This is a genomic window from Nocardia sputi, assembly GCF_023501985.1.
Genome location: NZ_JAMFLC010000013.1, coordinates 184,846 through 208,221, shown reverse-complemented (window position 1 = coordinate 208,221; position 23,376 = coordinate 184,846). Strand labels below are relative to the sequence as shown.

1 protein-coding gene (only partly in view) is annotated in these 23,376 nt (G+C 69.8%); it reads right to left on the bottom strand.

Annotated elements, in window-relative coordinates; translation table 11 throughout:
• Positions 1-111: 111 nt before the first annotated feature.
• Positions 112-23,376 carry the 3' portion of a non-ribosomal peptide synthase/polyketide synthase gene (locus M8859_RS17905; protein WP_249644600.1) on the bottom strand. It continues 20,754 nt past the right edge of the window, so 23,265 of the gene's 44,019 nt are visible here — the last part of the coding sequence; its start codon lies off the right edge, out of view; the stop codon is at positions 112-114.

Here is a 23,376-nt window from a genome sequence, read left to right as displayed (position 1 = left end):
CGGCGAACGACGGCGTCAAGTCGCCGCCGACTCTGTTCGAGTCTAGGCGACCCACCGATCCGAACCCGCCGGTGAAAGTGCGAATCGACGCACTTCACCGGCGGATCTCGGCTATACCCGCTCCGCGATCACGATCGTGATCTCGTCGCCCGCCGCCTCGGTCGCTTCGCCGGGCGTCGCGAACCAGTGGGTGACCTCGCCCTCGGCCAGGTCGGTTTCCAGGTCGCCGGTCGGGAGGACCGAGAGGGCGCCGGCCGTGGCGGAGGTCAGGAACTCCAGGACTGCGGCGCGGCCGGACACAGCGGTGGTGAACGTGGTCGACTCGAAGTCGATCCCGTTCTCCTCGCGGATCCGTTCGGCTTCGGCGAGCGCCTCGGACTGGGTGATCGCGACCACCCCGGCCGCCGTGGTGACGACGAACGCGGGGTGTTCCTCGCCGAGCGGGCGGACCCGGTCGGCGTAGGACACCGGATGCGACGCCGCCGCGGCGACGTCCTGCTTCACCTGGGCGTCCTCGAGCGCCACCGAGCGGATGTCGCTGTCGGCGACCGGTTCGGCGGTGATCGCGTAAGCAGCGCCGGCGGCGGTCAGGTCCTCGGCCGTGAGATCGCCCGCGAACAGGCACGCGGCGCCGGCCTTCTGCACCGCCCAGGCCGCGACCACCGCGTCCACCGAACGCGGCAGCGTCACCGCGACGATGTCGCCCGGTCCAGCCCCGCGGTCGATGAGCACCCGGGCCAGCTGCGAGGAGCGCCGATCCAGTGCGTGGAAGGCGACCTCGTCGTCCCCAGCCAGCAGGGCGGGCGCTTCCGGATCCTCTTCCACGACCTCGGCGAGCACCTTGGCCACCGTGCGCGCCCCGACCCGGCCCACCGGCTCCGGCGCGGAACCTGTTGCCGCGATACCCGATTCCACCAGCAACCGGGCCCGTTCGTCCTCGTCCAGGATGTCGATGTCACCCACGAGGGCGTCCGGATCGCCGAGCAGCGCCTCCAGCACCCGCACCAGCCGCTCGGCGAGGGTCTCGACCTCCTCGGCGGTGAATCGGCTGCCCAGGTACTTCAGGGTCAGCTCGATCGTGGATTCCGCGATCACCAGCAGCGTCATCGGGTAGTGCGTGGCGTCGTTGACGCCGACGCCGGTCACCGACATGCCGTCGATCGAGCTGGCGGCCGAGATCGCTTCCTTGTCCATCGGATACGACTCGAACACCAGCAGTGTGTCGAACAGCGAGCCGGTGCCCGCCACCCGCTGGATGTCGGTGAGCCCCACATAGTGGTGCTCGAGCAGCCCGGCCTGATCGCCCTGGAGGCGCGCCAGCAGCTCGCCGATGGTCTGGCGGTCATCGATGCGCAGCCGCACCGGCAGCGTGTTGATGAACAGACCAACCATCGACTCGACGCCGGGCAGCTCGGCCGGGCGGCCGGACACCGTCGCGCCGAACACCACGTCGCCGCGACCGGTGAGCCGACCGAGCAGGATGCCCCAGGCCGCCTGCACCAGCGTGTTCACCGTGACGCCGAGCTCGGCGGCATGCTTGCTGATCCGGCGCGTGCGGTCGGCGTCGAGCTCGGTGACGACCTTGCCGATCTCGTAGTTCTCCGTGGCCCGCGGCTGCGGCGCGAGCTGGGTGGGCTCGTCGACGCCCTCCAGCGCCGCGGCCCAAGCGCGCAGCGAGGCGTCCCGGTCGCGCCCGGCCAGCCAGCCGAGGAAGTTGCGGTAGGAGGCCACCCGCGGCAGCGCCGTCTGGTCGCCGCGCACCGCGTACAGCACCAGCAGATCCCGCATGAGCAGCGGCATCGACCAACCGTCCAACAGGATGTGGTGGGTGGTGATGGCCAGGTGCCATTGCGTCTCGTCGCTGCGGAACAACGTGAACCGGATCAGCGGCGGGGTCGCCATGTCGAAGTGCGTCGCCTGCTCGGCCGCGACCTGCCTGCGCAGTTCCGCGATCCGCTCCTCGGCGGGCAGATCGGTGAGATCCACCTCGCTCCACGGCGCCTCGACCCGACCCAGCACCACCTGCGCGGCCTGCCCGTCGGAGTCGGTGACGAACGCGGTGCGCAGGTTCGGGTACCGGTCGACGATGCCTTGCGCCGCCGACCGCAACCGCGCCGCGTCCAGCGCGCCGCCCAGGTCCACCACGGCCTGCATGGTGTACACGTCCACGGTGGACTGGGTCATCATCGCGTGGAACAGCAGACCGGACTGCAGCGGCGAGAGCGGCCACACCTCGGTCAAGGCGGGGTAGGCCCGTTCCCACTGCTCGATGTCCTGCTGCCCCACCCGCACCAGCGGCATGTCCGACGGCGTGAAGCCGCCCGCGTCCGGCCGCCGCGCGTGCGTGGCCAGCGCGGTGAGCGCCTCGACCCAGAGCTCGGCGAACTCCTGGACCCGGTCCCGGGTCAGTAGACCGGTCGGGAAGGCGAACGACGCGCCCAGCCGCGGTCCCTCGTCGGAGTCGGTGACGATCGCGTTGATGTCGATCGTCGCGTTGGCGGGCATGTCGAGGTCCATGTCGACGTCCAGCTGCCCTAGATCGGCCACCGGCGCCCAGCCGATCTCGGCGAGCTGCTCGGGGATCTCCCCCGCCGACATCCGGCCCAGGTAGTTGAAGCTGATCTGCGCTGCGTCGGATCCCGCCCTGCTCCCGCCCGCGCCACCGAGGCTCGGCGCCGTCTCCGGATTGAGCTGCCGCAGCAGGCCGTAGCCCAGACCCTTGTCGGGCACCGCGAGCAACTGCTCCTTGATCGACTTCACGATCTCGCCCAGCGCGGCTCCACCGGCGAAGGCGTCGGTGAGGTCGGCGTCGGCCAGATCGAGCCGGACCGGGTATGCCGAGGTGAACCAGCCGACGGTGCGCGACAGGTCCGCGCCCGGCACGACATCCTCTTCGCGGCCGTGGCCTTCCAGCTTGACCAGCGCGGCCTGCGAGCCGTCCCCGCGCCAGCGGGCGACCGCCATGGCCAGCGCCGAGAGCAACCCGTCGTTCACCCCGCCCCGGTACAGGCCCGGGATCGCGGTGAGCACCGCGTCGGTGACCTCGGCGGGCACGGTGATCTCCACTCGCTCGACGGTGGCGAACGTGTCCACCGCCGGGTCGAACGCGCGCTCACCGAGCAGCGGGTCCGGTGTGGCCGAGACCTGCTGCCAGAAAGACAGTTCCGCGACCCGTTCCGGCGCGCTCGCCGCCTCGACCAGGCTGTGCGCCCAGCGCCGCATCGACGTGCCGCCCGCGGGCAGCGTCACCGGCTGACCGGCGACCAGCTGAGACCAGGCGAGCGCGAGATCCGGGATCAGGATGCGCCAGGACACGCCGTCGACCACGAAGTGGTGCGCGACGATCAACAGCACATCCCGCCGCTCGCGGTGCTCGACGTCGGCCTCCGCGGACCCCTCCGTGGCGCCCTTCGCTCCGGCCGAGAAAGCGAACCAGACGAACTGCGCCATCGCGGCCTCAGCCGGATCGAGCCTGCCCAGCGCGCCGTCGAGCGCATCGGAGGCGACACGGGACAGCTCCGCCTCGTCGATGTCGGCGGCCAGGTCGACCCGGTGCACCAGGGCGTCGACGTTCACCGCGCCGTGCGGCAGCGCCTCGAACGTCCAGTCGGCGCCGGTACGGCGCAGCCGTGACCGGAGCACGTCGTGGTGCTCGTATACCGCCGCGATGGTGCCGACCAGAGTCTCCCGGTCGATGCCTTCGGGCAGCCGCAGCGCCATGGTCTGCGAGAACCGCTGGTAGGACGAGCCGCTGGCGAGGATCTGCCGCATGATCGGGGTCAGCGGGATCTCGCCGACACCGCCGCCGGGCAGTTCCTCCAGCCGCACCTGCTCCGTGCCCGTGCCGAGCGCGGCGATCTCGGCCAGCGAGGCCACGCTGCGCCGCTCGAACACATCACGCGGAGTGAACAGCACGCCGCGCGCCTTGGCCCGCGAGACCAGCTGGATCGACAGGATGCTGTCGCCGCCGAGCGCGAAGAACGAGTCGTCCAAACCGATCTGCTCGACGCCGAGAACCTCGGCGAACACTTCGGCGATGAGGGCCTCGATCTCGCTGGCCGGCGCGCGGAACTCGCGCGGGGCCAGCTCCGGCTCGGGCAGCGCCTTGCGATCCAGTTTGCCGACCGGGGTCAGCGGGATCTCATCGATCACCACGATCGCCGTGGGCACCATGTGCGGCGGCAGGCTGCGCGCGGTGTACTCGGTCAGCCGTGCGGTGTCGATCGCGCGACCGGGCGCGGCCAGCACGTAGGACACGAGAATCGTCGCGCCCGCATCGGTCTTGCGACCGATGGTGATCGCGTACTCGACGTCCTCGTGGCTCGCCAGCACGGTGTCGATCTCGCCGAGTTCGATGCGGAAGCCGCGGATCTTCACCTGGAAGTCCGAGCGGCCCACGTAGTCCAGCTCCCAGCGCACCGACGCCACCGCGGCGTTGCCCGCCCGCTCGCCGGGTTCGGCGAACCAGCGCACCACGTCACCGGTGCGGTACATCCGCGCGCCCTCGTCGCCCCACGGGTTGGCGACGAACCGGTCCGCGGTGAGGTCGGGACGGTTGTGGTAGCCGCGCGCCAGCGCGTCACCGGCCAGGTACAGCTCGCCCGCGACGCCCGGCGGCACCGGGTTGAGCCGGTTGTCCAGCACCAGCGCGGACATACCGCGCACCGGGCGGCCGATGGTGATGTGCCTGCCGGGGGTGAGCTGGGCGTAGGACGAGATGATCGTGGCCTCGGTCGGGCCGTAGGCGTTGAAGTACTTGCGGCCCGGCCACCACTTGGCCAGCAGTTCCGGCGTGGTGACGTCACCGCCGACGGAGGCCACCTCGAGCGCTTCCATGCCTTCGGGATCGACTGTGCCCAGCACCGCGGGGGTGATGATCGTGTGGCTCACCCGCTCGGTGCGCAGCAGCTCGGCCAGGTCCGGACCGCCGATGATGGTCGACGGCACGACCACCAGCGTCGCGCCGGTGTGGGCGGCGCACAGCCATTCCAGCACCGACGGGTCGAAGCTCGGCGAGCAGATGTGCAGGAACCGGTGGTGCGATTCCAGCTGGTACAGGTCGGTCGCGACGCCGACCAGCCCGCCCATGCCCGCGTGGGTCACGGTGACGCCCTTGGGCATACCGGTCGAACCGGAGGTGTAGATGACGTACGCCGGGTGGCGCATGGCCAGCTCCGAGATCCGGTCCGCGTCGGTGACCGGCGCCGGAGACCGGCTCTCGACCAGCGCACCGAACTCCGGATCGTCGATCAGCAGCCACTCGACGTCGCGCGGCAGCCGATCCACGTACTCGCTCGCGGTGATGCCGATGACCGCGCCGGAGTCGTTGACCATGTGCCGCATGCGGTCTTCAGGGTAGGTCGGGTCGATCGGCACGTGCGCGCCGCCGGCCTTCGCCACCGCCCAGAACGCGGCGACCATCTCGTAGGAACGCGGGAACGACAGCGCGACGATTCGCTCCGGTCCCACCCCGCGCTCGATGAGCACCCGCGCCAGGCGAGAGGAGTACTCGTCCAGCTCCCGGTAGGTGATCGAGCGGCCCTGGTAACGCACCGCCACCTGTTCCAGGTCCAGATGCGCGCCGCGCTGCAACAGGTCCGGCAGCAGGCCGGTGGTCATGACGTCCTTGCCCTGCACGTGCGTGAGCAGATGGTGCTCCGCCGCGTCCAGCAGGGGCAGGTCGCCGATCGGGGTCTCGCGGTCGGCGGTGATCGCGGTGAGCAGCCTGGTGAAGCGCTCGGCGAACACGTGCACCGTCTCCTCGTCGAACAGGTCGCGAGCGAACGAGAACTCCGCGTACATGCCCGTGCCGTCGGGGTTCTCCCCAGCCTCGCGCATGGTCAGCGACAAATCGAACTTGGCGGTGTCGACATCGAACTCGACCGCGCCCACGTGCAATCCGGGCAGTTCGAAGCTGCTCTCGGGCAGGTTCTCGAACGACAGCGCCACCTGGAACAGCGGGTGCCGCGCGGTGGAGCGCTCCGGGTTGAGCAATTCCACCAGCCGCTCGAAGGGCAGGTCCGCGTGCGCGAAGGCCTGGAGGTCGGTTTCCTTGGTCCGGGCGAGGAACTGCTCGAACGTCAGGTTGCCGTCCACGTGCGAGCGCAGCACCAGCGTGTTGACGAACATACCGATCATGTCGTCGAGCTCGGCTTCGCCGCGGCCCGCGATGGGGGTGCCGACCGCGATGTCGTCGGTACCGGACATGCGCGCCAGGAACAGCGCCAGCGCGGCGTGCACGACCATGAACAGCGTCGCGTTCTGCTCCCTGGCGATCGCGGTCAGGTTCCGATGCAGCTCGTCGGAGATCGGGAACAGCACGCGCCCGCCTGCGAACGACTGCGTCGTCGGACGCGGACGGTCGGCGGGCAGGTTCAGCTCGTCGGGCAGCCCGGCCAAGGTGGTGCGCCAGTAATCGGCCTGCTGCGAGATCAGGCTCTCCGGGTCGGCCTCGGAGCCGAGCACCTCGCGCTGCCAGAGGCTGAAGTCGGCGTACTGCACCGGCAGTGGCGCCCAGCCCGGTTCCACGCCGGCCGAACGGGCCGCGTAGGCGAGCATCACGTCGCGGGTCAGCGGGCTCATGGACCAGCCGTCCGCGCTGATGTGATGCGCGACGAACACGAGCACGTATTCGGTTTCGCTGACGCGGAACAGCTTCGCCCGCAACGGAACTTCGGTCGTCACGTCGAATCCGGCCGAGATCACCTCGATGATCCGGTGACGGATGTCCTCGGGCGCGACCGCTTCCGGCGTCAGATCCGGCACGGCCCGCTCGGCGGGCACGATCACCTGGTACGCCGTGCCGTTCTGTTCGGGGTAGATAGTGCGCAGCGTCTCGTGCCTGCCGATGACGTCCCCGACCGCCGATTGCAGCGCCTCGACATCCAGCTCGCCGGTCAGCCGCACGGCCACCGGGATGTTGTTCACCGCCGAGGCGGTGTCGAATTGGTTGAGGAACCACATGCGCTGCTGGGCCAGCGACAACGGAATCCGCTCCGGACGCGGACCCGCCACCAACTCGCGACGACCACCAGCGCCCGCGTGCTGCTCGACCTTCGCCGCCAGTCCAGCCACAGTCGCCGCCTCGAACAGCGCCCGCACCGGGACACGGGCATCCAGCGCCGCGCCGATACGCGCCGCGACCTGCGTCGCCAGCAACGAGTTACCACCCAGGGCGAAGAAGTCGTCATCGGCACCCACCCGGTCCACACCGAGCACCTCGGCGTACACCGACGCCACGATCTCCTCGATCGGCGTCGACGCCGCACGGAACACCTGAACCTCGAACTCCGGCTCCGGCAACGCCTTACGATCCAGCTTGCCATTGACGTTCAACGGCAAAGCATCCAAAACCACGAACGCCGACGGCACCATATACGACGGCAAACCCGCCGTGAGTTCCGACTTCACCTCGGCCACATCGACACCGGCATCGGAATCGCTCGGCACCAGGTAGGCCACCAAACGGTCACCGATCTTCGGATCCGACTTCGCGATCACCACAGCCTGCGCGATGCCGGGCACCGCCAACAACGCGGCTTCGATCTCACCCAACTCGATACGGAAACCACGAACCTTCACCTGGAAATCCGTACGACCCCGATACTCGAGCTCACCCGCGCTGTTCCAGGCGACCAAGTCACCGGTGCGGTACATCCGCGCACCCGTCTGGAAGGGATTGGCCACGAAACGATCCGCCGTCAGGTCGGCACGACCGAAGTAGCCGCGCGCCAGCTGCGCACCGGCGAGGTACAGCTCACCCGACACACCCACCGGCACCGGCCGCAAACGGCCGTCGAGGACGTAGACCTGGCTGTTCCATTCCGGCGCGCCGATCGACACGGATGTCTCGTCGGCGAGGGTCACCCGATGGCTGGTGATGGACACCGCCGCCTCGGTCGGACCGTACAGGTTGAACAGTTCGGTGCGCGGGTTCTCCCGCAGCAACCGCTGCGCCACCGAACCCGGCAACGCCTCACCGATGGCCAGTACCCGCCATAGCGAGTTCGGCATGCCCGCGGTCAGCAACGCATCGAGCATCGAGGGCACCACATGCAACGTGGTCACCCACTCACGCGCCATCAACTCGTTCAGGTACGCCGGATCGCGGTGCCCGTCCGGCGACGCGATCACCAAACGACCACCACACACCGCAGCCGACCAGAACTCCCACACCGACAAGTCGAACGTCGCCGCCGTCTTCAACAAGATCGCATCCGCCGCATCCAGACCGAACTCGACGTTCTTCCACTGCAACTGATTCGCGATCGCACCATGCGAAACAGCCACACCCTTCGGACGACCCGTCGAACCGGACGTGAAGATCACATACGCCGTGTTCTCCGCACGCAACGGCGCAACACGATCAGCGTCGCTCACCGGCTTGGCGGCCACACCCGACAAATCGAGTTCATCGATACGCACCACCGGCGCGACATCGGTCTCGAACTCCGCCTCGGCATTGGTCAGAACACAGACCGGTGCCGCCGTCTCCAAGATGTAACTCGTGCGTTCGGCAGCCTGATCCGGATCCACCGGCACATACGCACCACCGGACTTCGCCACCGCATACATCGCCACGATCAGATCCACCGAACGGCGCAACGCCAGCGCCACCCGCGACTCCGGACCCACACCCAACGAAATCAAATGCCGCGCAAGACGATTCACCCGCGCATCGAGCGCGCCGTAGGTGATCGACTCGCCGTCCTCGGTGACGAGCGCGACTTCCTTCGGCCCGGCCGCCACGGTCGCGTCCAGCAAGGAGACCAGCGTGGCGGAGGTGTCGACCGCCTGGTCGGTCGCGTTGCGTGCGGTGAGCAGCTGGACACGCTCGGTGGCGTCGAGTAGTTCGAGGTCGCCGACCGGGGTGCGCGGCGCGGCGACGATCTCACCGAGCAGGCGGGTGAACCGGTCGACGAAGCCCTGCACCGTCGCGCGATCGAACAAATCGGTCGCGTAGGTGAAGAACCCGGTGATGCCCTCCGGCACCCCTGCGTCGTCGTAGCGGTCGGTCGCGATCAGGTGCAAGTCGAACTGGGACAGCTCGGTGTCGATGTCCAGGCCGGACACGCTCAGGCCGGGCAGCTCCAGCGCGGACTGCGCCAGGTTCTGGAACGACAGACCCACCTGGAACAGCGGGTGGCGTGCGGTCGAACGCACCGGGTTGAGCATCTCGACCAGGCGCTCGAACGGCACGTCGGCGTTGGCGAACGCCTGGATGTCGATCTCGCGCTGGCGGGCCAGCAGATCGGTGAACGCCTCCCCCGTATCGACCCGGGTACGGAACACCAGGGTGTTGACGAACATGCCGATCAGGTCGTCGAGCGCGGCTTCGCCACGACCCGCCATCGGCGTGCCGATCGCGATGTCGTCGGTGCCGGACAACCGGGCCAGCAGCACCGCCAGCGCGGTGTGCACGACCATGAACAGCGTCGCGCCCTCCGCGCGCGCCAGCTCGATCAGCGCCTGATGGGTCTGCGCGTCCACGCCCAGCTCGACCTTGCCGCCCGCGAAGGACTGCACCGCCGGACGCGGCCGGTCCGAGGGCAGGTCCAGCTGGTCGGGCAGGTCGGCCAGCGCCTGCTTCCAGTAGGCGACCTGCTCGGCGGCCAGCGATTGCGGATCGTCCTCGTCACCGAGCAGTTCACGCTGCCAGATGCTGTAGTCGGCGTACTGGACCTCCAGCGGCGCCCAGTTCGGCGCCTCGCCCGCCGCCCGCGCGGCGTAGGCGATCATCAGGTCCCTGGTCAGCGGGCCGACCGAGGAGCCGTCACCGGAGATGTGGTGCACGACCATGGCCAGCACGTAGTCCACCGACCCGTCCGGCCCGCTCCGCGCGTCCTCTCCGGCGATCTGGAACAGCGCGACCTTCACCGGCACCTCGGTGGTGACGTCGAAGATCGTCGAGGTCAGCGCCACGACGGCGGACTCGATCTGCGACGGCGCGACCACCCGCACCTCCAGCCGCGGCACGGCCTGGGCGGGCGGCAGGATGACCTGCACGGGGCCCGCCTCGGTCTGCGGGTAGACGGTGCGCAGGATCTCGTGCCTGCTCACCAGGTCGGCGATGGCGGCACGCAACGCGGCCACGTCCAGCGCGCCGGACAGCCGCACCGCGATCGGCACGTTGTAGGCGGCCGACTGGGTGTCGAACCGGTTGAGGAACCACATGCGCTGCTGCGCCAGCGACAACGGGATGTGCTCCGGCCGCCGGCCCGCGGTCAGCGCGCGACGACCGCCCATGTCGGCGTGCCGCTCCACCCGTACCGCCAGCGCGGCCACCGTGGACGCCTCGAACAGCAGGCGCACCGGCACCCGGGTGTCGAGCGCCTCGCCCAGCCGGGCGGCGACCTGCGTGGCCAGCAGCGAGTTGCCGCCCCAGGCGAAGAAGTCGTCGTCCAGGCCGAGCCGCTTCGATTCGGCGCCCTCGCGATCGGACAGCCGCAGCACCTCGGCGAAGGTGTTCGCCACGATCTGCTCGATCGGAGTGACCGGCGCGCGGAACACCGCCTTCTCGAAGGTGGGCCGCGGCAGCGCCTTGCGGTCCAGCTTGCCGTTGGCGTTGAGCGGCAACGCGTCCAGCTCGATCACCATCGACGGGACCATGTACGACGGCAGCTCGGCCGCCAGCGCGGACTGCAACGCGCGCTTGTCCAGCGTGCCGGTCCGGGGCACCACATAGGCGACCAGCCGGTCACCGATGTTCGGATCGTTGTGCGCGACGACGGCCGCCGCGCTCACCGCGTCCTGCCGCAACAGCGAGGCCTCGATCTCGCCGAGCTCGATGCGGAAACCGCGGATCTTCACCTGGAAGTCGGTGCGCCCCCGGTAGTCCAGCTCGCCGTTGGCGTTCCAGGCCACCAGGTCGCCGGTGCGGTACATCCGCGCTCCGCCTTCACCCCCGGCGAACGGGTCGGCGACGAATCGTTCGGCGGTCAGCTCGGGACGGCCGAAGTAACCGCGCGCCAGCTGCGCGCCGGCCAGGTACAGCTCGCCCGAGACGCCCACCGGCACCGGCCGCAGTCGGGAATCGAGCACGTAGACCCGGCTGTTCCACTCCGGCGCGCCGATCGACACCGACGCCTCGTCGGCATCGGTGACCAGGTGGCTGGTGATCGACACCGCCGCCTCGGTCGGACCGTAGAGGTTGTGCAGTTCGGCGGCGTTGTGCCTGCGCAACCGCTGGGCGGTCGCGGCGGGCAGCGCCTCGCCGATGGCCAGCACGCGCCGCAGCGAAGCCGACAGGCTGCCACCGGATTCGGTGAGCAGCGCGTCCAGCATGGAGGGCACCACGTGCAGCGTGGTGACGCCGGTGGCGCGCATCAGCTCGTTCAGGTAGGCCGGGTCGCGGTGTCCGTCGGCGGCCGCGATCACCAGGCGGCCACCGGAAACCGCGGCCGACCAGAATTCCCAGACAGAGAGGTCGAACGTCGCCGCCGTCTTCAGCAGCACCGCGTCCTCGGCGCCCAGTTCGAAGACGGATGTCTCCCACTGCAACTGGTTGACGATCGCGGCGTGCGGGACCGCGACGCCCTTCGGCTGGCCGGTAGAACCGGACGTGAAGATCACGTACGCGGTGTTGGCCGGGGTCAGCGCACCGGTGCGCTCGTCGGCGGTCACCGGATCGGTGGCGTACTCCGCGAGGTCGAGCGCGTCGATCGGCACGACGTCGGCCGCCGCGGTGTGGAAGCCGTCCCTGCCGGTGGTCAGCACGCACACCGGTGCGGCGGTGCCCAGGATGTAGTCGGTCCGCTCGGCGGGCTGGTCCGGATCGATCGGTACGTAGGCAGCGCCGGCCTTGGCGACTGCGTACATCGCGACCACGAGCTCGCTGCTGCGGCGGATCGCCAGCGCGACGCGGTCCTCCGGACCGACGCCGCGGCCGATCAGGTACCGGGCCAGGCGGTTGACCCGCGCGTCCAGCTCGGCGTAGGTCAGCTCCCGGCGACCGGTCGGCTCGTCGGCGACCAGAGCCACAGCCGCCGGCGTCGCGGCCACGGTGGCATCCAGCAGCGACACCAGCGTCGCGGTCGTATCCACCGCGTGGTCGGTGGCGTTCCAGGCGGTGAGGATGCGCTCGCTCTCCTCCGCCGCGAGCAGATCGATCTCGCCGACCTGCACCGTGGCGTCGGCCAGCACGGCGTCGAGCACCCGCAGGAACCGGTCGGCGAAGCCCTGCACCGTGCCTTCGTCGAACAAATCGGTGGCGTAACCGAATTCGGTGATGATCTCGGCGGGCGTGCCGTCCTCGGCGTACCGGTCGTACAACGTGACGTGCAGGTCGGTCTTGGCCAGCTGCGAGTCGAAGTCGACCGCGCTGACGGTGAGCCCGGGCAGCTCGAACGTGGTTTCGGCCAGGTTCTGGAACGACAGGCCCACCTGGAACAGCGGGTTGCGCGCGGTCGAGCGCACCGGGTTGAGCACCTCGACGAGGCGCTCGAACGGCACGTCGGCGTTGGCGAACGCCTCCAGGTCGCGTTCCTTGACGTCGCCGAGCAGATCGGCGAAGCGTTCGGCGGGCCGCACCGGGGTGCGGAACACCAGGGTGTTGACGAACATGCCGATCAGATCGTCGAGTTCGCGTTCGCCGCGACCGGCGATCGGGGTGCCGACGGCGATGTCGTCGGTGTCCGACAGCCGCGAGAGCAACACCGCGAGCGCCGCGTGCACCACCATGAACAGCGACGCGTTGTGCGCGCGCGCCAGCTCGTGCAGACGGGCGTGCCGCCGCGGGTCGATCTCGAAGCGGATCGCTTTGCCCTGGAACGACTGCGCGGGCGGGCGCGGCCGGTCGGCGGGCAGCTCCAGCTGATCGGGCAGGTCGGCCAGCGCCTGCTTCCAGTACGCCACCTGCTGCGCGGCCAGCGATTCCGGATTGTCCTCCGACCCGAGCACCGCACGCTGCCACAGCGCGTAGTCGGCGTACTGGACCGGCAGCGGCTGCCACTGCGGCGCCTCGCCCTGCACGCGCGCCACGTAGGCGGCCATCACGTCCCGGGCCAGCGGCCCCATCGACGAGCCGTCGGCCGCGACGTGGTGCACGGTGAACGCGAGCACGTGCTCGGCTGTGTCCGATCCCGCGCTACTCCCGCCCGCGACGATACGGAACAAGGCAACCGCCAACGGCACCTCGACGGTGACGTCGAAGGTGGTCAGCGCGAAACCGATGACGGCGCCGAGCAGGTCCTCCTCGGTGATGTCGATCGGGGTGAGCGCCGCCGCGGACCGGGCCGCGGGACGGATCACCTGGTGTGGCCCCTCCGCCGAGCGCGGGTAGGTGGTGCGCAGCACCTCGTGGCGGGCGAACACGTCGCCGATGGCTTGTTCCAGCGCGGGCACGTCGAGCGTGCCGGACAGCCGGACGGCCAGCGGGATGTTGTCCACCGCCGAGGTGGCGGTGTCGAACTGGTTGAGGAACCAGTACCGCTGCTGCGCGGGCGAGAGCGGGATGCGCGCCGGGCGCTCCCCTGCCTCCAGGCGCGGCCGGTCCCGGCCGGATCCGGCGTTGTACTCCACCCGGGCCGCCAGCGCCACCACGGTGGACGCCTCGAACAGGTCGCGCACCGCCAGCTTGGTGTCCAGCGCGGCGCCCAGCCGCGCGGTCACCTGCGTGGCCAGCAGCGAGTTGCCGCCCAGCTCGAAGAAGTCGTCGTCCAAGCCGACCCGCGCGACGCCGAGCACGTCGCCGAAGGTGCCCGCCACGATCTCCTCGATCGGGGTGGACGGCGCCCGGAACACCTTGGCCTCGAACACGGGCGCGGGCAGCGCCTTGCGGTCCAGCTTGCCGGAGGCGTTCAGCGGGAACGCCTCCAGCACGACGAACGCCGAGGGCACCATGTAGGCGGGCAGCTCGCCGCCGAGTTCGGAGCGCACGCCTTCGATGTCCACCGAACGGCCCGCGGTCGCGATGACGTACGCGACCAGCTGATCGCCCAGTCGATCGTCCGAGCGCACCACGACCACGGCCTGGGCGATCGAGTCCAGCGCCGTGAGCGCCGACTCGATCTCGCCGAGCTCGATGCGCAGACCGCGCAGCTTCACCTGGAAGTCGGTGCGACCCAGGTATTCCAGCTCACCCTTGTCCGTCCAGGACACCAGGTCGCCGGTGCGGTACATCCGCTCGCCCGGCGCACCGTAGGGGTTGGCGACGAACCGATCCGAGGTCAGATCCGGGCGCGCGACGTAGCCGCGGGCCAGTTGCACACCCGCGAGGTACAGCTCACCCGCGACACCCACCGGCACCGGGTGCAGGCGCGAATCCAGCACGTACACCTGCGTGTTGAACACCGGGGCGCCGATCGGCACCGACACCGTGTCGTCCTCGGTCACCTCGTGATAGGTGACGTCGACCGCGGCCTCGGTCGGGCCGTAGAGGTTGTGCAGACGCGCGCCGGTGAGTTCCTGCATTCGCTGCGCGGTGGCGGCGGGCAGCGCCTCACCGGAGGCGAAGACGTTGCGCAGACTGGTGCATTCGTCGGCGCGTTCCTCGGCGGCCGCGTCAGGCCCGGAGGCGGTAGCTCGCGTGACCACGGAGGGCCCCGCGGCCGCCGCATCCAGCACAGCGGCCGCGTCAGGCCCGGAGGCGGTAGCTCGCGTGACCACGGAGGGCCCCGCGGCCGCCGCATCCAGCACAGCTACGAACACCGACAGCATGGACGGCACGAAGTGCGCCGTGGTGACCTGCTCGTCGGTGATGACCTGCACGAGGTAGGCCGGGTCGCGATGGCCGTCCGGCTTCGCGACCACAAGCCGCGCGCCGACCTGCAACGGCCAGAAGAACTCCCACACCGACACGTCGAACGTGGCGGGAGTCTTCTGCAACACCACGTCGGTGTCGTCCAGGCCGTACTCGTCCTGCATCCACACCAGACGGTTGACGATCGCGGCGTGCGAGACGGCCACGCCCTTCGGGCGGCCGGTCGAACCGGAGGTGAAGATGACGTACGCGGTGTTCGACGGACGCAGCGGCCCGAGGCGATCCGCGTCGGTCAGCGGCTCGTCGGAGTAGCCCGCGAGGGAAACCCGATCGATCTCGATCGCGTGGGTCGACCCCGCGTCGAACTCGTCGTGCGAAGTAGTGAGCACGCACACCGGGTGAGCGGTGTCGAGCACGTAGCGGGTGCGGTCGGCCGGGTGGTCGGGATCCAGCGGCACGTACGCGCCACCGGCGACGCTCACCGCGTACATGCCGACCACCAGATCGATCGAACGGCGCATGCCGAGCGCGACCATCGAGTCCGGGCCGACGCCCAGTGAGATCAGATGGCGTGCGAGGCGGTTGACCCTGGCGGCGAACTCGGCGTAGGACAGACTCGTCCCCTCGAACGTCACCGCGGTCGCGTCCGGTGTCCGCGCGAGCTGCGCGGCGAACATCGATACCAGCGTGGCGGCCGGGTCGACCGGATGCGCGGTGTCGTTCCACCGCTCGAGCACTTCGGTGCGCTCGACGCTGTCGAGCAGCTCGACGTCGCCGACGGCCACCGACGCGTCCGCGGCGATCGCGCTCAGCATCCGCACCAGGCGCTGGGCCACGCCCGCGATGGTGTCGGCGTCGAACATGTCGGTGGCGTAGAGGAACTCGGCGGTCATGCCGTCGGCCGCGCCCGCGGCGTCGAACCGGTCGGCGAGGTTGAGATGCAGGTCGAACTTGGCGGTCACCACGTCCAGCGGCACACCGGCCACTTCCAGGCCGGGCAGCTCGAAGGTGGCCTCACCGGTGTTCTGGAACGACAGCATCACCTGGAACAGCGGATGCCGCGCCTGCGAACGCGCCGGGTTCAGGATCTCCACCAGCCGCTCGAACGGCAGGTCCGCGTGCGCGAACGCCGCGAGATCGCTGTCCTTGGTGCGGGCGAGCAATTCGGTGAACGGTATCGCCGGATCCACCGCGCTGCGCAGCACCAGGGTGTTGACGAACATGCCGATGGCGTCGTCGAGCAGCGCCTCACCACGGCCCGCGACCGCGGTGCCGATGGCGATGTCGTCGCTGCCGGACAGCCGAGCCAGCAGCGCGGCGAACGCCGCGTGCACGACCATGAACAGGCTGGCGCCGTTCGCGCGGGCCAGCGCGTTCAACTCGCGCAGCAGCGGCGCGTCGAGCGAGAACTCGTACACGTCACCGCGATTGGACGCCACCGCCGGGCGCGAGCGGTCCGAGGGCAGATCGAGCTGATCGGGCAGGCCGGCCAGGGTCTGCGACCAGAAGGCCACCTGCTGGGCGATCAGCGACTCCGGATCACTCTCCGAGCCGAGCGTCTCACGCTGCCACAGCGCGTAATCGGCGTACTGCACCTGCAATGGAGCCCAGGCGGGCGCCTCGCCGCGCGAACGCGCCGAGTAGGCCACCATCACGTCGCGCGCCAGCGGACGCACCGACCAGCCGTCACCGGAGATGTGGTGCACCACGAACACCAGCACGTGGGTGTCGAGCTGCGAGCCGTCCATCGAGCCCGCGATGCGGAACAGCTGGGCGCGCACCGGGACCTCGGCGGTGACGTCGAAGCCGGCCAGCACCAGTTCGCTGATCCGTTCGGAGATCCCGGCCTCGGACACCTCGATGGGGGTGAGGTCGATGTCGCTGTGCCCGGCGGGCAGCACCACCTGCACACCCTGGCCGTCGGCGGTCTCCGGGTAGACGGTGCGCAGCACCTCGTGCCGGTCGACCACGTCGGCGACGGCCTGGCGCAGCGCCTCGGTGTCCAGGGTTCCGGTGAGCCGGACCGCGAGCGGGATGTTGTTCACCGCGGTCTGGTTGTCGAAGCGGTTCAGGAACCACATCCGCTGCTGGGACAGCGACAGCGGGATCTTCGACGGACGCGGGCCCGCGACCAGCTCGCGGCGACGTCCGCTGCCCTGCTGCGTTTCGGCCCGGGCGGCCAGCGCGGCCACGGTCGGCGCCTCGAACAGCACGCGGACCGGGATCCTGGTGTCCAACGCCGCGCCGAGGCGGGCTACCACCTGGGTGGCGATCAGCGAGTTGCCGCCCAGGTCGAAGAAGTCGTCGTCCAAGCCGACGGGGCGTTCGTCCGCACCGGCCGTCAGGCCGAGTACTTCGGCGAAGACCTCGGCGACGATCTGCTCGACCGGGGTCGAGGGAGCACGGAACTCGCGTGCCTCGAATACCGGATCAGGCAACGCACGCCGATCCAACTTGCCGTTCGGGTTCAACGGCATAGCCTCGAGCACCACGATCGCCGCGGGCACCATGTAGGACGGCAGACGCGCGGCCAAGTGCGCACGCAGCGCCTCGACATCCACCGTCGCACCGCCCGCGGGAACCACGTAGCCGACCAGCTGGTCGCCCGTGCGCGCGTCGGAGCGCACCACCGCCACCGACTGCGCGACCGATTCGTGGGCGGTGAGCGCGGACTCGATCTCACCCAGCTCGATGCGCAAACCACGCAACTTCACCTGGAAATCGGTGCGGCCCAGGTATTCGATAGCACCAGTAGCGTCCCGGGCGACCAGGTCACCCGTGCGGTACATCCGCGCACCGGGCTCGCCGTACGGGTTGGCCACGAAACGATCCGCGGTCAGATCCGCGCGCCCGAAATAACCACGCGCCAGCTGATCACCCGCGAGATACAACTCACCCGCGACGTTCGCCGGCACCGGATGCAGGCGCGCGTCCAGCACGTAGGCCTGCGCATTCCACACCGGCAAACCGATCGGCACCGCACCATCCACCTGCTCGGCCACCCGGCCGTGCGTGGCATGCACAGTGAACTCCGTCGGACCGTACAAGTTGAACAGCGCGGCATCGCTCACCCGCCGGATAGCGACCACCGCATCAGCGGTCAACGCCTCACCGGCGACAAACAAAATCCGCAACGAAGCCAGCGCGTCCGCCTCCGCCGGGTCGATAGAACCCGCGAAAACCGTCAGCATCGACGGCACGAACGAGGTCATCGTCACCCGCTGCGCCGCGATCACCTCAGCCAGATACTGCGGGTCACGGTGCCCATCCGGGCTCGCCACCACGATCCGGCCCCCGGTGCTCAGCGGACCGAACAACTCCCACACCGACACATCGAAGGTGGCGGGCGTCTTGAACAGCACGACGTCCTCGACACCGATGCCGTACTCGCCGGTAATCCAACGAATCTGGTTCACAACCGCCGCATGCGGCACCGCCACACCCTTCGGGCGGCCGGTAGAACCAGAAGTGAAGATCACATACGCCGGATGCTGCGGACGCAGCGGCGCGATCCGCTCGGCATCGGTGACCGGCGCGTCCGAGTAACCGGACAGGTCCAGCTCATCAATGCTCAGCGTGGCGCGGCCCGCCCCGTCGAACCCATCAGCCGCAGTGGTCAGCACGCAGACCGGGTCAGCCGAATCCAGCACATACTGCACACGGTCAGCGGGCTGATCCAGATCCAACGGCACATAACCGCCCCCCGCGACATGCACCGCATACGCCGCCACAACCAAATCCACCGACCGGCGCATACCCAAAGCCACCAACGACTCCGGGCCCACACCCGCCTCGATCAAACGACGCGCCAACCGCCGCACACGAGCAGCCAAATCCGCATACGTCAACGACACACCAGCGGCAGGATCCACCACCGCAACCACATCCGGCGTCGCCGCGGCCTGCGCAGCGAACAACTCGACCAACGTGGTCGCCGGGCCGAGATCGCGGGCGGTGTCGTTCCAGCCACGCAACGCCTGCACGGTCTCGCCCTCATCCAGCAGCGCGATGTCGCCGATGGGCCGGTCCGGCTCGGCGGCGACCGCCTTCAGCAATCGGCCGAACCGCACGCCGAACTCCGCCATGGTGGCCGGGTCGAACAGGTCGGTGGCGTAGATCAGCTCGGCGGTGATGCCCGCCGCCTCGGCGGCGTCGCGTTCGGACAGCACCAGTTGCAGGTCGAACTTGGCGACGTCGATCGGCAGGTCGACACCGCTCACCGTCAGGCCGGGCAGCTCGAGGCTGTTCTGGCCGGTGTTCTGGAATGCCAGCATCACCTGGAACAGCGGGTTGCGCGCCTGCGAACGCGCCGGATTCAGGATCTCCACCAGCCGCTCGAACGGCAGATCCGCGTGTCCGAAGGCCGCGATGTCGGTCGCGCGCACCGAACGCAGCAGTTCGGTGAACGTCGCACCGCTCTGGATCGGGGTCCGCAGCACCAGGGTGTTGACGAACATGCCGATCAGGTCGTCGAGCGCGCGCTCGCCGCGTCCCGCGATCGGGGTGCCGATCGCGATGTCGTCCTCGCTGGACAGGCGCGACAGCAGCACCGCCAGCGCGGTATGCGCGACCATGAACAGCGTCGCGCCCCTGGTGCGGGCGAGTTCGGTGAGCTGGGCGTGGGTCTCGGCGTCGATCTCGAAGACGTGCGTCGCGCCGCGTCCGGAGGCGACGGCGGGTCGAGGCCGGTCGGCGGGCAGGTCCAGTTGCTCGGGCAGCCCGCGCAGCGTGTCCGACCAGAACGAGATCTGCTCGGAGATCACCGATTTCGGGTCGCCCTCGGCGCCGAGCACCTGGCGCTGCCACAGCGCGAAGTCCGCGTACTGGACCTCGAGCGGACGCCAGGCGGGCTCGCCGCCGTCGACGCGGGCGCCGTAGGCGGTCATCACGTCGCGGGTCAGCGGGCCCATGGAGAAGCCGTCGGCCGAGATGTGGTGCACCACCAGGGCGAGCACGTGCTCGGTGGGGCTGATTTCGAACAGCCGGGCGCGGAAGGGCACCTCGGCGGTGACGTCGAAGGCCGTGCCGATCAGCCGCGCGAGTTGCTCGGGCAGTTCGGTTTCGGTGACGTCGATCGGCGTCAGATCCGGGATCACGTTGGCGGTGGCCACGGTCTGCTGGTAGGCGGTGCCGTCCACCTCGGGGTAGAACGTGCGCAGTGACTCGTGCCTGGCCAGCACGTCGGCGACGGCGATCTGCAACGCCTGCCGGTCGAGCAGGCCCGACAGCCGCACCGCGGCAGGGATGTTGTCCACCGCCGAGTCTGGGTCGAATCGGTTGAGGAACCACATGCGCTGCTGGGCCAGCGACAGCGGGACCAGCTCGGGCCGCTGCTGCGGCACCAGCGCCGCTCGGCCGCCCGCGCCCGCCCTGGTCTCCGCGCGCGCCGCGAGAGCGACCACGGTGGAGGCCTCGAACAGCTCGCGCACGCCGAGGTCGGTGTCCAGCGCGGCAGACAGCCGGGCGGCGACCTGGGTGGCGGACAGTGAGTTGCCGCCGAGAGCGAAGAAGTCGTCGTCCAGACCGACCCGCTCCAAGCCGAGCACGTCGGCGAAGGTGGCGGCGACGATCTCCTCGACCGGCGTGGTCGGGGCGCGGAACACCGCGGCCTCGAACACCGGGGCGGGCAGCGCCTTGCGGTCCAGTTTGCCGGAGGCGTTCAGCGGGAACGCCTCGAGCACGAGCACGACCGAGGGCACCATGTACGCGGGCAGTTGCCGCGCCAGGTCCTCGCGGACCAGGTCGGTTTCCAGGGCAGCGTCCGGCGCGGGGATGACGTAGGCGACGAGCTGGTCGCCCGCGTGCGCGTCGGAGCGCACGACCACGACGGCTTGGGCCACTTCGTCCAGACCCGTCAGCGCCGACTCGATCTCACCCAACTCGATACGCAGACCACGCAACTTCACTTGGAAGTCGGTGCGGCCGAGATATTCCAGCTCACCGTGCTCGGTCCACGCCACGAGATCGCCCGTGCGGTACATCCGCGCACCGGGCTCCCCGAACGGGTTGGCCACGAAACGATCGCTGGTCAGGTCCGGTCGCGCGACGTAACCACGCGCGAGCTGGATACCGGCGAGATAGAGCTCTCCCGCGACACCCACCGGCACCGGGCGCAACCGCCCATCCAGCACCAACACCTGTGTGTTGAACACCGGAGCGCCGATCGGCACCGTCTCGGTGTCGGCGTCCACGACTTCGTGGAAGGTGACGTCGACCGCGGCCTCGGTCGGACCGTAGAGATTGTGCAGGGCAGCGCCGGTCAGCTCGCGCATCCGATGCGCGGGCTTGGGCGGCAACGCCTCACCCGAAGCGAACACCAAGCGCAGCGAATCACACTGTGCCGCAGCGGCATCCGCGACGAACACAGCCAGCATCGACGGCACGAAGTGCGTGACGCTCACCCGCTCCGCGCTGATGACCTCGGCGAGGTAGGCCGGGTCGCGGTGCCCCTCGGGCTTCGCGACGACCAGGCGAGCGCCGATCTGCAACGGCCAGAAGAACTCCCACACCGACACATCGAACGTCGCGGGCGTCTTCTGCAACACCACGTCATCGGCGGTCAGCTGATAGGCGGTCTGCATCCAGACGAGGCGGTTGACGATCGCCGCGTGCGAGACGGCGACACCCTTCGGACGACCCGTCGAACCCGATGTGAAGATCACATACGCGGTGTTCGACGGACGCAGCGGAGCACGACGATCGGCGTCGGTCACCGGGGCCTCCGACAGACCCTTCAGATCGAGGAGGTCGATACGCACCTGCGCGGTGTCGATGTCCAGGTCGCTGCCGGAGGTGAGTACACACACCGGATCGGCCGTGCCGAGGATGTATTCGGTGCGCTCGGCCGGGTGATCCGGGTCCAGCGGCACATACGAGCCACCGGCCACGGCGACGGCGTACATACCGACCACCAGATCGATAGACCGCCGCATACCCAGCGCCACATACGATTCCGCGCCCACGCCGCGCGCGATCAGCCAGCGCGCCAGCTGGTTCACCCGCCAGGAGAACTCGGCGTAGGACAGACTTGTCCCCTCGAACGTGATGGCGGTCGCGTCGGGGGTGCGTTCGACCTGGTCGTAGAACATCGACACCAAGGTCGCGGGAGCCGAGCGACCCGACAACGCCGCGTCCACATCGAAATCGGTGTCGTTCCAGCCGCGCAATACGAGTTCCCGCTCGGCGCTGTCGAGCAGCTCGATGTCGCCGACCACCGCGTCGGGCGACGCGGTGATCGCGGTGAGCATCCGGATCAGGCGGTCGGCGATGCGGCGCACCGTCGTCTCGTCGAACAGGTCACGTAGGTAGCCCGCGCGCACCCGCAGCCGCGAATCCAGCTGCGCGATCAGCGTCAGCGGGTAGTGCGTGGCGTCGGCCGCGTCCAGGCCGATCACCGCCATGCCGTCGATGTCCGCGGCCTGCGCCTGCAAGCCCGCGGCGTCGACCGGGAAGGACTCGAACACCACCAGCGTGTCGAACAGTCCGCCGATGCCCGCGACCGCCTGGATGTCGGCCAGACCCACGTAGTGGTGGTCGAGCAGATCGGCCTGCTCGCCCTGGGTGCGCACCAGCAGGTCACGCACCGACTCCGACGGATCGAAGCGCACCCGCACCGGCACGGTGTTGATGAACAGGCCGACCATCGACTCCACGCCGGACAGCTGCGGGGGCCGCCCGGAGACGGTGGTGCCGAACAGCACGTCGTCGCGGCTGGTCATGCGGCCGACGAGCATGCCCCACGCGGTCTGCAGCACGGTGTTGGGGGTGACGCCGAGCGAGGCGGCCAGCGCGGTCAGACGCGCGGTGGTCGCTTCGTCCAGGTCGAAGAAGTACTCACCGGCCAGCGAGGTGATCTCGCGAGCGGCGTCCGGCCGCGCGAGCAGGGTCGGCTCGCCGACGCCGCGCAGCGCGTGCGCCCACGCCGCCAGCGACGCCGCGTGGTCCTGCTGCCGGGTCCACTCCAGGAAGTGCCGGTAGGAGCGCACCGCGGGCAGCGCGGAGGTGTCGGCGTGGGCGGCGTAGAGCACCAGCAGATCCCGCATGAGCAGCGGCATGGACCAGCCGTCGAGCAGGATGTGGTGGTTGGCCACCACGAACTGCCAGCGGTCGGGCGCGACTCGGATCAGGGTGAAGCGGATCAGCGGCGGCGCGGTCAGGTCGAACCGCTGCATGCGGTCGGCCTCGATCAGGTCGTCCGCCGAACCCGACTCGGTTCGGTCGTGCTCGGCCCACGCCACCCGGACGCTGTCGAGCACGATCTGCACCGGGTTGCCGTCGATGTCGGTGACGAACGCGGTGCGCAGGTTCTCGTAGCGGCCCACCAATGCCTGTGCGGCCGCACGCAACCGGGCCGCGTCCACCCGGCCGGTGAGCGTCAGCACCGCCTGGGCGGTGTACACGTCCACCGAACTCGCGGCCAGTCGGGCGTGGAACAGCAGACCGGCTTGCAGCGCCGACAGCGGCCAGACGTCGGCCAGCGCCGGGAAGCGCCGCTCCCAGGCGTCGATGTCGCGCTGGGTGATCCCCCGCGCCACACCACCTCTGGGGCTGCGCATCAGCGCGAAGTCCGACGGGGTGTGCCCACCCGCGCCGGTCGAATTGGCGTGGCGGGCCACCGCTTCCAGCGCCGCGGTCCACAGCTCACCGAATTCGCGCACGTCGGCGGCGGACAGCAGCGT